The organism is Rhizobium sp. RAF36 (assembly GCF_052114105.1).
In the GTDB taxonomy this organism is placed as follows: domain Bacteria; phylum Pseudomonadota; class Alphaproteobacteria; order Rhizobiales; family Rhizobiaceae; genus Rhizobium.
Genome location: NZ_JBFREC010000002.1, coordinates 382,702 through 396,106, shown reverse-complemented (window position 1 = coordinate 396,106; position 13,405 = coordinate 382,702). Strand labels below are relative to the sequence as shown.

14 protein-coding genes are annotated in these 13,405 nt (G+C 60.5%); 4 read left to right on the top strand and 10 right to left on the bottom strand.

The annotated features are described in order from the left end of the window. Nucleotides 1–7: 7 nt before the first annotated feature. Nucleotides 8–703 (bottom strand): orotate phosphoribosyltransferase, encoded by a 696-nt coding sequence (locus AB4Z25_RS07880; protein WP_112385318.1) that lies wholly within the window; start codon nucleotides 701–703, stop codon nucleotides 8–10. 330 nt (nucleotides 704–1,033) lie between these two features. Here AB4Z25_RS07880 and AB4Z25_RS07875 point away from each other — a divergent pair, with 330 nt between their 5' ends. After that, nucleotides 1,034–1,936, top strand: a complete 903-nt coding sequence (locus AB4Z25_RS07875; RefSeq protein ID WP_112514052.1) for a GGDEF domain-containing protein — start codon at nucleotides 1,034–1,036, stop codon at nucleotides 1,934–1,936. Between the two features lie 11 nt (nucleotides 1,937–1,947). Here AB4Z25_RS07875 and AB4Z25_RS07870 read toward each other — a convergent pair whose 3' ends face one another. Next, nucleotides 1,948–2,610 carry a TetR family transcriptional regulator gene (locus AB4Z25_RS07870; protein ID WP_112538472.1) on the bottom strand — a complete coding sequence of 221 codons (663 nt, stop codon included), beginning with the start codon at nucleotides 2,608–2,610 and terminating at the stop codon, nucleotides 1,948–1,950. Nucleotides 2,611–2,703: 93 nt separating this feature from the next. On the opposite strand from AB4Z25_RS07870, the gene AB4Z25_RS07865 reads away from it, so the two are divergent. Next, a complete protein-coding gene (locus AB4Z25_RS07865; RefSeq protein ID WP_112538471.1) occupies nucleotides 2,704–3,186 on the top strand; it encodes an anthrone oxygenase family protein in 483 nt (160 codons plus the stop codon). A 40-nt stretch (nucleotides 3,187–3,226) separates the two neighbouring features. Here the strand turns inward: AB4Z25_RS07865 and AB4Z25_RS07860 are convergent, their stop codons facing one another. From AB4Z25_RS07860 to AB4Z25_RS07825, 8 genes are all read right to left on the bottom strand, one after another. Beyond that, nucleotides 3,227–3,763 carry a glyoxalase superfamily protein gene (locus tag AB4Z25_RS07860; protein WP_112538470.1) on the bottom strand — a complete coding sequence of 179 codons (537 nt, stop codon included), beginning with the start codon at nucleotides 3,761–3,763 and terminating at the stop codon, nucleotides 3,227–3,229. A gap of 186 nt (nucleotides 3,764–3,949) precedes the next feature. Further along, nucleotides 3,950–5,131 carry a GGDEF domain-containing protein gene (locus AB4Z25_RS07855; RefSeq protein ID WP_112538469.1) on the bottom strand — a complete coding sequence of 394 codons (1,182 nt, stop codon included), beginning with the start codon at nucleotides 5,129–5,131 and terminating at the stop codon, nucleotides 3,950–3,952. A 189-nt stretch (nucleotides 5,132–5,320) separates the two neighbouring features. Continuing rightward, nucleotides 5,321–6,361, bottom strand: a complete 1,041-nt coding sequence (gene pyrC, locus AB4Z25_RS07850) for a dihydroorotase (RefSeq protein WP_112538468.1) — start codon at nucleotides 6,359–6,361, stop codon at nucleotides 5,321–5,323. A gap of 80 nt (nucleotides 6,362–6,441) precedes the next feature. Beyond that, entirely contained in the window at nucleotides 6,442–7,584 is a 1,143-nt protein-coding gene (locus AB4Z25_RS07845; RefSeq protein ID WP_162698719.1) for an MFS transporter, read from the bottom strand. Nucleotides 7,585–7,791: 207 nt separating this feature from the next. Continuing rightward, a complete protein-coding gene (locus AB4Z25_RS07840; RefSeq protein ID WP_112538466.1) occupies nucleotides 7,792–8,421 on the bottom strand; it encodes a nucleoside triphosphate hydrolase in 630 nt (209 codons plus the stop codon). Next, a complete protein-coding gene (locus AB4Z25_RS07835; protein WP_112385310.1) occupies nucleotides 8,418–9,200 on the bottom strand; it encodes an ATP-binding cassette domain-containing protein in 783 nt (260 codons plus the stop codon). The genes AB4Z25_RS07840 and AB4Z25_RS07835 overlap by 4 nt, the downstream gene beginning before the upstream one ends. Then, entirely contained in the window at nucleotides 9,200–10,279 is a 1,080-nt protein-coding gene (locus AB4Z25_RS07830) for an ABC transporter permease (RefSeq protein WP_112385309.1), read from the bottom strand. The genes AB4Z25_RS07835 and AB4Z25_RS07830 overlap by 1 nt, the downstream gene beginning before the upstream one ends. A 157-nt stretch (nucleotides 10,280–10,436) precedes the next feature. Then, entirely contained in the window at nucleotides 10,437–11,456 is a 1,020-nt protein-coding gene (locus AB4Z25_RS07825; RefSeq protein WP_112385308.1) for a sugar ABC transporter substrate-binding protein, read from the bottom strand. Nucleotides 11,457–11,695: 239 nt separating this feature from the next. Between AB4Z25_RS07825 and AB4Z25_RS07820 the strand changes: the two genes are divergently transcribed. Further along, nucleotides 11,696–12,943 carry an ROK family transcriptional regulator gene (locus AB4Z25_RS07820; RefSeq protein WP_112538465.1) on the top strand — a complete coding sequence of 416 codons (1,248 nt, stop codon included), beginning with the start codon at nucleotides 11,696–11,698 and terminating at the stop codon, nucleotides 12,941–12,943. Further along, complete coding sequence (locus tag AB4Z25_RS07815; protein ID WP_112538464.1) at nucleotides 12,927–13,403, top strand: RbsD/FucU domain-containing protein; 477 nt, start codon at nucleotides 12,927–12,929, stop codon at nucleotides 13,401–13,403. The genes AB4Z25_RS07820 and AB4Z25_RS07815 overlap by 17 nt, the downstream gene beginning before the upstream one ends. Nucleotides 13,404–13,405 lie beyond the last annotated feature (2 nt).

The following is a 13,405-nucleotide window of genomic DNA, read 5'->3' as shown; positions in this document are numbered from 1 at the left end:
CAAAAGGCTAGAGCGAAAGCTCACTGACGCCACCGTTCCGGCCCGACCAGGCGAGCGGCGCGTCCAGGAAGGCTTCCACTTCGCTCAGCGTCTTTTCGTCGAAAAGCTTCTGTTCCTTGGCTACAGCCAAAACGTTGCGCCAAGTCGCGATATGATGGAGCTTCACCTTGCCGTCAGCAAAGCGCAAGGCGCCTTCGTTGAAGATCCCGTAGTAGAACAGCGCCATGCCGTGATCGACGATGCCGCCGGCTGCGCGGATCGCATCGATGAAGGTGAACATGCTGCCACCGGCCGTCGTCAGATCCTCGATAACGAGAACGCGCGAACCTTCCGGCATATGCCCCTCGATCTGCGCGTTGCGGCCATGACCCTTCGGCTTCTTGCGCACGTAGATCATCGGCAGGCTGAGACGATCCGCCAGGAGTGCCGCGAAAGGGATGCCCGCGGTCTCGCCACCGGCAATGCAATCGAAGCGCTCGAAGCCGGCGTCGCGGGTGATGACGCTGGCCGCAAAATCCATCACGGCCGAGCGGACGCGCGGATAGGAGAGCAGCTTGCGGCAATCGATATAGACCGGGCTCGCCATGCCGGAGGCCAGCTTGTAGGGCTGCTCGGCGTTGAAATGAACCGCCTTGATTTCCCAGAGCATCTTCGCAAGGAGTTCTGCCATAGTGGCGCGATCGGGAAATGTCGTGTGGGTCATTGCTCTCTCCTTGGCTCACGGTGTTACGCGGCAATAGCAGCAACCAAAAAATCTTTCCAGTGCCGGAACTTTTTGACCTTTCGACGCGGGCGCGAGACGGCGCGCTTACCACAAAACCATAGCGCGCCTAAACTGATACAGCCCGCGATTTTTCCACAATGCCGAGAATATTTCAGTAATTTATGATATTCATTGCATTCCAGAGCGTTCAGCCATTTCGCCACGCCAGATCCCTGAAATTACTCGAATTTTAACGATCCATTTAACATTTGGATGAGACCTGACGGGTCACCTTCGCCGCGGTTATGAGAACCGGGCAAGGAGTCCAGAATGAGTCTGACGGTATCCGAGATTACTCAGAAGGTCAGCGCTTCCCTGACGTTCAAGATTTTCTCCATCTGCTTTGCATCCACCCACATCCCGCTCTTGGCACTGGTCGTTTATCTGGTTACCGGCTTCCGCAGCGAAGCGATGCCCGTTCTCGGTACGGTGCTTGCCGCGACGCTGATCGGAACGGGCTTTTGCCTCGCCTCCGTCTGGATGCTGATCAAGCCTCTGCATGAAATCTCGGTCGCCGTCGAAGCGTACCGTTCGACAGGCGCAGTCAAACCGATCCGCAGCAAACGGACCGACGAGGTGGGCGTCGTCACGAACGGAATTTCGATGCTGATCACCGAGCTCGATGCAACACTCTCCCAGCTTCGCCGTCAGGCAACAACCGACGTTCTCACCGGTCTCGGCAATCGCCGCTGGCTGAAAGAGATCGGATCCATGGAAATCACCCGGGCAATGCGCGAGCGCACGCCGGTATCGGTCGTCGTCTTCGACCTCGATCACTTCAAGTCGATCAACGACGAGTTCGGTCACGATGTCGGCGACCAGGTGCTGATGGCGACGGGTGCGACCATCCAGCACAATCTCCGGCCCTACGATATCGCTGCCCGCATCGGCGGCGAGGAATTCTGCCTGGTCCTGCCGAAGACCGGGACGGCCGCGGCCATCGCCATTGCAGAGCGGCTTCGCAAGGAACTGGCATCGAGAGCGATCGGCGTCCTGCCGGCTGGGCGCGTGACGGCAAGCTTCGGCGTCTATCGCGGCGACCCGGCGAACGAAAGCTTGAAGGTCATGCTGACGGCGGCCGACCGGAAACTCTACTCGGCGAAGAACAGCGGCCGCAATACGGTTCACTGGGCGGTGGCGAAATCGATTACCGGAGAAAGCGTTGCAAGCTGAGTGTTTCCTGGTCAGGAAGCACTTGAGATCAGCCCTTCGATATCGGCGGGCAGCATCCTCTTGTAGAGCGTGATCGCCCTATCCCCCTCGTCCTCATCCAGCGAGATCGCATAGCGGACAGCGGCGGCGAGAAGCTGCATCAGCAACCGCGCTGGCGGCAGAAGCTCGCCCGTCGGCCGCGCAGGCCAGAGCCTTGCGAGGACTGCAAACAGGGCCTGCGCGTGAAACTCCATGTCTTCGGCATCGACCGCGCGCAACAGCCTGTCGGCTTGTGTCGCGTGCCAGATATCGCGCATGACCGGTTCGCGGCGGAAAAACTGGTAATATTCGTCGGTAATATTGGCGAGCGCCCGATGCAGCGATGCGGCATCCGAAACACGCGACAGCTCATCCTCCACGCAACGCCTGCCCTGCTCGTTGAAACGTTCGGCCAGGGTTCGGATGATCGAACTCTTGTCGGGAAAATATTGATAAAGCGCGCCGAAAGACAGATCTGCCTTTTCGACGATCTCGCTCATTTTCAGGGCGTCGCTACCCTTCGACTCAATGAGTTCGGCGGCCACCGCCAGGATCCTTTCGAAGCGCTCGCGGCCGCGCTGCTGGCTTGGAATGCGGCGTGGCTGGCCGGTATTGTCAGCCGCGCGCTTGCGCCGGGACGGCATTTTCTCATCCATGGTGCGCCTCTCGAAAGTTGACAAGAAAAATAAGAGAGTTTATCTCATTTTGCAAATGAGAGATTTTCTCTTGTTTTAACCGGAGGAATTCGCATGGCCGCCACTCTTCCCATTCTTCTCGTCGCCGCCGCGATCGGTAGCGGTCTCATTGCAGGCATATTCTTCGCATTCTCGACCTTCATCATGAGCGCCTTTTCGAAAATTCCGCCGGAACAAGGCATCGCGGCAATGAACTCGATCAACGTCACCATCGTCCGATCGCCCTTCATGCTGCTGTTCATCCCGGTCGCCATCATCTGCGTGGGGATTGCAGTCATCGCCTTCACGGACTGGCGCGGCAGCGCAAGCCTCTGGATGATTTTCGGTGCCGCCTGCTATATAATCGCATCATTCGTCTCGACGATCGTCTTCAACGTACCGATGAACGATGCGCTGGCGAAAGTCAGCGGCAATGGCAGCGCAGCGGCCGATCTGTGGAATGTCTATCTGAGGGATTGGACCTGGTGGAATCATGTCCGCACCGTAGCATCGCTGGCTTCGGCGATTGCCTTCGTGCGTGCGCTGGTGCTGCTCTGAAAGCGAAGCAGGAGATAAAGCTCCCGCCTCGTAGATCACTTTACGTCCGCTCGCAGAAGGCAATCTTGTTGCTGAACGGATCGATTACAGTCATCTCGGAGCCCCAAGGCGCGTCCTCGACACCGGGTTTCATATAGCGATAGTCCTTGCCGGCAAGCTCGGCCTGAAAGGCGCACACCCCCTTCATCCAGACGAAAGCCTTGGCCCCGGGGCTGGCATCGCCGGAATGCTCGCTCAGATGCATGATCATGCCGCTGCGCGACACCTGGCAATAGAGCGGAAAGTTTTCGCCGAAGCGGTGCTCCCAATCGAGGGTGAAGCCCAGGAAGCCGCAATAGAATTCCATGGCTTTCGCCACGTCGAAAATGCGGAAGATCGGGATCGGTGGCTCGATCGCGATCGATGGCTCGCCGCCTTTGGTTTCATCGAGCTTGGAGGCGAGGATGTTCCATTGATCGAAGCCGAATTGCCTGGCAACGATCTCCAGCGTCTCGCTGTGCGTCAGGGAAATGTCGCGGCTGGCCAGCGCCTGCCGCAGTGCTTTTGCCATGGTCTTGGCATCGCGAAAATCGCGCATCGTTCATCCTTCCATCGGCAGCGAACAGGAAGATCAGTGCCCGCGTCTGCTGACCCGTTCGCCATCGTTCGCCATTGGCAAGGATGTGAAGGATTTCATCTGGATGCATTCACCTTAGCGCTTCCGCGCCGCGGGACGGCTGGCTGCATCCGGCCAGCGCCGACATTAGCGATTAATGTTGGATGATCAAGAGGCGCTACGAACGGAGGGCGCGTCGGGAACAGCCAGCAGATGGCTGGCAAGTTCAACGCGGTTGCGGCCGGCGCGCTTGGCGGCGTAGAGCGCCTTGTCGGCTTCACTCAGCATGGTGTCGAAATCCATCGGTGTCGCGCGGCCCGGCGCCACGCCGATGCTGACGGTGCAGCGCAACGTCTCGTCTTCGACATAGATCTCGCGCTCCTCAAAGGTGCGGCGGATGCGTTCGGCAATCATCTCAGCCCGGCCCGGCATGATCTCCTTGAGGACGAGGGCAAACTCCTCGCCGCCGAGACGAGCGACTGTATCCCCATCGCGGCAATGAGCGCCGAGCTCGCCGGCGAAGACCCGCAGCACGCGGTCGCCGACAGCGTGGCCATAGCGATCGTTGATCGACTTGAAATGGTCGAGATCGAAGATGATGACGGCCGTGGAGGCGCCCATCAGACGCTCGCCGTGACGATCGAACAGCGCGCGGCGGTTCATCAGGCCGGTCAGCGGATCGGTAATCGCATCCTGCCTGTGGCGGGCAGCCAGACGCCATTGATGCAGCGCCAGCGACAGGGCGCCGATACCGGTCATGCTGGCGATGCAGACGGCAAGGCTCAGGTCCTCGGCCCAGTTGTTGGGCGCAGCGCCAAGCACCATCTTGCCATCATAGATCAACACCGCAGCGCAGAGCGCAAAGGATATGCCCGTCAGCGTGTAAAGGACGGTGATACCCATGATGGGTGCCGGCGCCTCGGCCCGCGCCCGCCAGTATTGATAGGCGGTGGCGAGCAGCAGCAGGGTGATCGACGTGTTATCAGCAATGAAACCAAGTCCATCGTAGCCAGCAATCATGCTGCCGACCGGCACCAGCATCGCAAGCAGCGCATATGAGAGAATGCCCGCGAGCGGCAGACGGCTAGTGCGGAATTGATAGCCGGCACCCCATATGGCAGCGAAGCCCGCTTGAAAGAGGACAAAGCTGGCGGTGCCAGAGATCAGACCGGGCGACGAAACATAGACACTGTAAACGAAAATGCCGCTGACGACGAGAACGAGGCCGCAGGTGCAGGTCAACAGAAAGGTTTCGGCACGCCGTGCAAACCAGCTGCCCATCAGGGTCACAGCCAGACACGTTGCTGAAACGCCGAGCGCCAGCAAAAGGGAATTATAATCCAGCATCATGCTTTCAAAACTCCGCGGCTTCTGCCGCGCCCTACAATTCGTCCAGAAACTAGCCTGTCACTGGTGACGAATGTCTTATGCATTCTGTTAAAAAATCATGGACCGCGAACGCGAATATTCGAACCGCGAGACTGCCATAGTATCAGCAACACTGATACCCGCCGAAATTGACGGTAAAGCCGGTTTTCTTTAGCGTTTTACATCCCAATGCAGCGGGAACATCGGATCGAAGACTGTCACAGGGCCTGCGCCCGTCTCGATCTTTGACGGAAACGTGATCGCTTCATCCCGCCTGACCAGCGTGACCTTCTCGTCATTCGGCTGCAGGCCATACCAGGCCGGGCCATTCAGCGAGGTGAAAGCCTCGAGCTTGTCGAGCGCATTCTCCTGTTCGAAGACATGCGCCAGGCAGCTCATCGTATTGATCGAGGTATAGATACCGGCGCAGCCGCAGGCGCATTCCTTCAGCGGATCGACATGGGGAGCCGAATCCGTGCCGAGGAAGAAGCGCGGATCGCCGCTGACGGCCGCCGCCCGCAGCGCCAGGCGATGGTTCTCGCGCTTGGCGACCGGCAGGCAGTAATAATGCGGACGGATACCGCCGACGAGGATGGCGTTGCGGTTGATGATCAGGTGATGCGTTGTGATCGAGCCCGCCAGATTGGCCTTCGACGACTTGATGTAGTCGATGCCATCGGCAGTCGTCACATGTTCCATCGTCACCTTCAGTTCCGGCAGACGCTTGCGCAGCGGCTCAAGCACGGTTTCGATGAAGACGGCTTCACGGTCGAAGATATCGATCTCCGGCGTTGTCACTTCGCCATGGACGCAGAGCGGCAGGCCGATCTTCGCCATGCGCTCTAGAACAGGCATCGCCTTGTCCATATCTCGCACGCCGCCGTGGGAATTGGTGGTCGCACCGGCCGGGTAAAGCTTCACCGCGGTGATCAGGCCGCTCTTCTTGCCCTCTTCCACATCGTCGGCACTCGTATGCTCCGTGAGATAAAGTGTCATCAGCGGCTCGAAGCGATCGCCCTGCGGCAGCGCCTTCATGATCCGCTCGCGGTAGGCGCGCGCATCCGCCGTCGTCACCACCGGCGGCACAAGGTTCGGCATGATGATGGCGCGTGCGAAATCGCGGCTGGTGTCACCGATCACCCCCTCCAGCATGGCGCCATCGCGCAGATGCAGGTGCCAGTCATCTGGACGGCGGATGGTGATCGATTGCATGGGAGCCTCCGGAACGCTGCGGGTGGCGCTTCGATAGCATCAACAGGCCGATGGAAACAACCGTTTAGACAGCGCCGAAATCACTTGTGAGCCTTGCGCGCAAACCGGCCGGCGACAACTGCCAAAGCGGAGGCACCAACTGCGTAGCATGCATAGGCGGCGGCCTGGTTCGTGAGCGGAATGCCGGCATCCAGCAGCTTACCGGCGATCAGGGGAGCGCTGCCGGTGACGATGATCCGGATCGCTTCGAAGCGCGAGCGGACATAGCCGAACTGCACGGCGCCGAACAGATCGGCCCACAGGATAGTCCCGAGCTTCAGATCGATCGCTGCGGATATTCCGAGAAGACCCATGTAGAGGGGCGCGGCCCAAAGGCCGTCAAAGAGTGCGATGATACCCAGCCCTATTGCCAGCGGCAGAAGAAAGACAGGCAGAATGCGGATGACGCGGATTCTGTCGATGAGAGGCGCCACGAGTACCGATGTCACAGCCTGCGAAATCGCGAAGGCGGAGAAGCAGCCCGCCAACCATTCAAGCGGCCAGCCTTTTTCCGTGGCGAGGACGCCCTGATGGAAGATCATGGCCGTCAAAATGAAGGCGACAGCCAGCATGGTGGGGCACAGAAGCAGCATCAATCCGAGCTTTGGCCGGGCTACTCCCGGCTGAGACAAGGGGTTACTGACCTTCGCCGCGCTGCTGGCTACATCGTCGCGCGGCAGCAAGTGGCATGCTGCGCAGACACCGAAAACGATGGTTGCGCCTGTGAACAGCCACGTCCCCCGCCATCCGGCCAAACCTAAGACGGCAACCGCAGCGACCGGTATGAAAACCAGGGTCGCCGAATAAACGAGGCTGACGACAGCCATCGCTTTTCCGCTATCCGCCGGGAAGAACCGGATCATCGCCGTCATTGCTGTGTGGACCATCAATCCCTGACCGGCCAGCCGAAGCAGAAAGAGGCAGATGCCGAAGAAGATGACCGATGCAGGCGACAGAGCGATCATTGCGCAGGCAAGGCCGAGCAAAAGCCCGGCGCCCAGCGTGAATTTGCGAAGGCTTACCGCATCGATCTTCTGACCGAGATAAGGCAGCGCGAGCGCCGACGCGAAAGTCGCAATGGCAAACACTGCTCCCAGACTTCCGTCACCGATCGCGTAGTGGGTGCGGAACGCATCCGAGAACAGCGAGATGAAGAAGGTCTGTCCCGCGCTCGACAGGATCATCAGGATGATCGCGGAACTGAGGAGCCGGGGGTTCCGGCGTGTGAAGGCAATATAGGATCGGAGCATGTGGCAAAGGCAGACTTGAAAACGCGCGTGAGGCCTAAAAACAAATGCCTGCAGCTTAAAATGAAAAACCTCCGGCTAGAGAAGCCAGAGGTTTAATGGATGTCGCGATTCTTGCCGATCAGCAAGAGCGCCGATGCGGCCCTAAAGCGCGATCTCCAATGTCATGTCGGAGGGGCGGCGGTTCTCCAGGATGAGGCGGCCGTTGGGGAGATCGTTGCCATAGACCTTGGCGCCGGCCTCTTCTTCGGTGAGCTTGTAGCCGCGCCAGCGCTCCCAGAGGCGCTCCTCGAGCACTTCCATCGGCGGTGCCAGCATGATCGTGTAATCGAAGATGCCGTCGAGAGCAGCCCACTTGCCCTGCGTGAACAGCAGGTAGTTACCTTCGATGATGATGAAGCGGTCGTGTGGCGAGATCGGCCGGGCCGAGGCGATCGACAGTTCGCGGGAGCGGTCGAAGACCGGAACCAGAACTTCCTGATCGGCCGGACGCACGGCGCGGACGATATCGAGGAAGCCGCGGACGTCGAAGGTCTCGGGGATCCCCTTGCGGGCGAGCAGGCCGCGCTCGATAAGCACGGCATTGTCCATGTGGAAGCCATCCATCGGCAGGACAGCGGCGGTTTCGCCGCGCGCCTTCAGGCCGTTGGCGAGGTTGTCAGCCATGGTCGATTTGCCGGCACCGGGCGGGCCGGCGATACCCACGAGGAAGCGCTTCGCACTTCCGGCGCGGTCGAGAACCGCGCCGGTGATTTCATCTATCCTGACATTCATGCGGCGACCGTCTCCTGCGGAGCGGCCTTTGCACCGGTCATGAAGGCAACGGCATCCGACATCGTGTATTCCTTCGGATTGATCACCGTCAGGCGGCGTCCGAGGCGGTGGATGTGGATGCGGTCGGCCACTTCAAAGACATGCGGCATGTTGTGCGAGATGAGCACGATCGGGATGCCGCGCGAGCGGACATCCAGAATGAGCTCCAGAACGCGGCGGCTTTCCTTGACGCCGAGGGCTGCCGTCGGCTCATCGAGGATGATTACTTTGGAGCCGAAGGCGGCGGCGCGTGCCACGGCGACACCCTGGCGCTGACCGCCGGAGAGCGTTTCCACCGCCTGATTGATGTTCTGGATGGTCATCAGGCCGAGTTCGGAGAGCTTGGCGCGTGCCTGCTTTTCCATCGCCGAATGATCGAGCTTGCGGAAGAACTGACCCATAAAGCCCGGCTTGCGAAGCTCGCGTCCAAGGAACATGTTGTCGGCGATCGACAGCGCCGGCGACAGAGCAAGGTTCTGGTACACCGTCTCGATGCCTGCCTTGCGGGCTTCGATCGGTGACGAGAAGTGGATCGGCTGACCTTCCAGCCTGATCTCGCCTTCGTCGGGACGGATCGCGCCCGAGATCGCCTTGATGAGCGAAGACTTGCCCGCACCATTGTCGCCGATCACGGCGAGAATTTCGCCGGGATAGAGGTCGAAGTCGGCATGATCGAGGGCTGTGACGCGGCCATAGCGTTTGACCAGACCGCGCGCCGTGAGAAGGGGTTCGGTTGCCATCAGCCTGCTGCCTTTCTGATCCACTGATCGATACCAACGGCGGCGATGATGAGCACGCCGATCAAGAGATAGGTCCACTGAACATCGGTGCCGAGAAGACGCAGGCCGAGCGAGAAGACGCCGACGATGAGCGCCCCGAACATCATGCCGAGAATGGAGCCGCGGCCGCCGAAGAGCGAGATGCCGCCGATCACCACCGCAGTGATGGACTCGATGTTGGCGAACTGGCCCGCTGTCGGAGAGACGGAGCCGATACGGCCGATCAGAGCCCAGCCGGCAAGCGCACAGATCAGACCCGAGAGTACGTAGGTCGAAACCAGCATGCGCTTGACGTTGACACCGGAAAGGCCGGCGGCTTCAGGGTCGTCGCCGACGGCATAGAGATGCCGGCCCCAGGCGGTATGGTTCAAGACATACCAGAGGACGGCGACGAGCAGGACCATGGCGATGACGCCGTAGGTGAAGACTGCGCCGCCGATGCGGAACGTATTACCGAAGAGCTGCAGCAGCGGCGCCTGGGTTTCGATGTCCTGCGCGCGGATCGTCTCATTGGCCGAATAGAGGAAGTTCGTGGCAAGCACGATCTGCCACATGCCGAGGGTGACGATGAACGGCGGCAGCTTCATTCGGGCAATCAGCAGGCCGTTGATATAGCCACAGAGAGCGCCGACGGCAAAGCCTGAGAGCACCGCGATCTCGACCGGAAGGCCGTAGCGGAACACGAACTGTCCCATGACCACCGACGACAGGACCATGATGGCGCCGACCGACAGATCGATACCGGCGGTCATGATCACAAGCGTCTGCGCGGCGCCGACGATGCCGGTGATCGCCACCTGCTGCAGGATCAGCGTCAGCGAGAAGGCCGAGAAGAATTTCGTACCCAGAAGGGCGCCGAAGATGATCAGCGAAAGCACAAGAACGATCAGCGATACGGCCGAAGGCGACGAGTGCAGGAAATGCCTGAATTTCTGGAGGACCGAATTGTCATCCGTGTCGAAAGACGCGACGTCCTTCGAGCTGTCCTTGAGAACTTTTTCGTAGTCGTGATGCGGTGCGGCTGTTGTTGGCTCGCTCATGGAAATCCTCCGCGTGACCCCACTCCCAAAGGGGTGTCCGGCCGCTTTCGGGCAAGACGTGGGTTAAGCTGCACCCAATTCGGCGCGCTGTCAAAGATGAGCAGGGAGCGGAGATGCCGCTGGGCATCTCCGCGTTTTGGTTCAGGCTAGGCTGGGATCAACCCCAGCACTTGCCGAGGCCTTCCTTGGTGTCGATCGACTTGACGCCGGAGACCGGCTTGTCGGTGACGAGGGTCACGCCTGTGTCGAAGAAGTTCTTGCCTTCGGTCGGCTTCGGCTTTTCGCCGGAGTCTGCGAACTTCTTGATCGCTTCGATGCCGAGAGCGGCCATCTGCAGCGGGTACTGCTGCGAGGTGGCGCCGATGACGCCATCGGCAACATTCTTGACGCCCGGGCAACCGCCGTCGACGGACACGATCAGCACGTCCTTCTCGCGGCCGACAGCTTTCAGCGCTTCATAGGCGCCGGCAGCAGCCGGTTCGTTGATGGTGTGGACGACGTTGATGGTCGGATCCTTCTGGAGAAGGTTTTCCATCGCGGTGCGGCCGCCCTCTTCGTTGCCGTTGGTGATGTCGTGGCCGACGATGCGCTTGTCGTCTTCGTCACCGATCTTGTTCGGATCCTTCGGGTCGATACCGAAGCCCATCATGAAGCCCTGGTCGCGCAGAACGTCGACGGAAGGCTGGGACGGCGTCAGATCGAGGAAGGCAACCTTGGCGTCTGCAGCCTTGTCGCCGAGTGTTTCCTTGGCCCACTGGCCGATCAGCTTGCCGGCGAGCAGGTTGTCGGTCGCAAACGTCATGTCGGCAGAATCGATCGGCTCAAGCGGGGTGTCGAGCGCGATAACGAGCAGGCCGGCATCGCGGGCCTTCTTGATGTTGGGAACGATGCCCTTGGTGTCGGAAGCAGCAATCAGGATACCCTTGGCGCCATCGGCGATGCAGGTTTCGATAGCGGCAACCTGGCTTTCGCTGTCACCGTCGATCTTGCCGGCGTAGGACTTCAGCGTGACGCCGAGTTCCTTGGCCTTGGCGGTCGCGCCTTCCTTCATCTTGACGAAGAATGGGTTGGTATCGGTCTTGGTGATGAGGCAGGCCGAAACGTCGGCGGCCATTGCCGGAGCCGAGAAGGCGACGCCGAGTGCGAGCGCGCCGAAAGCGAGAACTGATTTCTTCACGAGAACTCCTCCCAGAGAGTAAGCGGATCGCCGTCATGGCCAGACCCGTATTTTCAAGCACGAACGCCGCCTCGGATTTCGCCGGAAGCCTCCTCCAAGACCGTTCGATGCCGTTCACGATGGCGATTAAAAGCGAAAAGAAAATCGCTTGTCAATAAATAAATCCAATTGAATTATTAATTCGATGTGGCATGGTGGTTGAAAATAGGGCATAGGCCGATGATCGGGAGGAGTGCCCAATGTCGTCCCTGGAAGGCCCGGCGCATGCGCCGGCCGCACCACCAATTCTGAACCCCGCCGGGGGCGCAAACCAGATCCGGGTGCGCGCCTATAACGAGCGGCTCGTGCTGTCGCTGGTGCGCCTCTACGGCGCCCTGTCGAAGGCCGATATCGCGCGCCGCAGCGGCCTTTCGGCCCAGACCGTCTCGGTCATCATGCGGGAGCTGGAAAAGGACGGGCTGCTCTCACGCGGCGCTCCCGTGCGCGGGCGCGTCGGCCAGCCATCCATTCCCATGCATCTCAATCCGGATGCCGTCTATTCGTTCGGCGTGAAGATGGGCCGGCGAAGTGCCGATCTGGTACTGATGGATTTCGTCGGCAATATCCGCATGCAGCTGCACAAGACCTATGCCTATCCGCTGCCTGGCGACTTCCTCGATTTCATCGTTTCGGGGATCGCCGAACTCGAAAGCCGGCTGGATGCGAAAGAGCGCAGCCGCATCGCCGGCATCGGCATCGCCGCCCCCTTCGAGCTGTGGAACTGGGCGGAGGAGGTCGGCTCGCCGCCTGGCGCCATGGATGTCTGGCGCGGCCTCGACCTGCAGGCCGAAGTGACGAAACGGGTCTCCTATCCCGTCTTCCTGCAGAACGACGCCACCAGCGCCTGCGGCGCCGAACTGGTTTTCGGGGTCGGGCCGTCCTATCCCGATTTCGTCTATTTCTTCATCGGCTCGTTCATCGGCGGCGGCATCGTGCTCAACTCGGCGATCTTTTCCGGCCGTACCGGCACCGCCGGCGCGATCGGCCCCCTGCCCGTCCGCGGCAAGAATGGCGAGACGCTCCAGCTGCTTGAAATCGCTTCGATCTTCGTGCTGGAAAACATGTTGCGCGAGCGCGGCATCGATCCCGAGCCGCTCTGGTATTCCGCCGATGATTGGGTCGATTTCGGCGAGGCGATGGAGCTCTGGATCCAGGACTCCGCCAAGGCACTGGCACAAGGGATCGTCGCTGCCGCATCGATCATCGATTTCAGCGCCGCAGTGATCGATGGCGGCTTCCCCGGCTGGGTGCGCGAACGGATCGTGCGCGCGACCATCCGCGAGGCGGAAAAACTCGACCTTCAGGGCGTCGTCATGCCGGAGATCATCGAGGGCGCTGTTGGGTCGCAGGCGCGGGCGATCGGCGGGGCGAGCCTTCCGATCTTTGCGCGCTATCTCACCGACCAGAACGTGCTGTTCAAGGAGATTGAAAATGCTGAAGGGGCTTGATCCGCTCTTGAGTCCGGAACTGCTTTCGACGCTGCGCGCCATGGGCCACGGCGACGAAATCGCCATCGTCGACGGCAATTATCCAGGCGTCGAACACGCGCGCCGGCTGATCCGCCTTGATGGCCATGGCCTCATCCCGGTTCTCGATGCGGTGCTCAGCGTGCTGCCGATCGACGATTTCGTACCCGAAGCGATTTTCCGCTCTACGGTGAAGGCCGAGCGCGACAAGCTCGATCCGGTGCATGAGGAGATGATCGACTGCTGCGCCAGACACGAACCGCATCAGCAGGTCGTACCGCTGATCGGCCAGGACTTCTACGGCCGCGTCCGCGCCGCCCATGCGCTGATCCAGACCAGCGAACCCCGGCTGTATGCCAACATCATCCTGCGCAAGGGCGTGATCTATCCGCATGCCGCCGGTGAGGGCGGCAAGTCGAAGGTCGAGCCCTTCGACTACTAAGC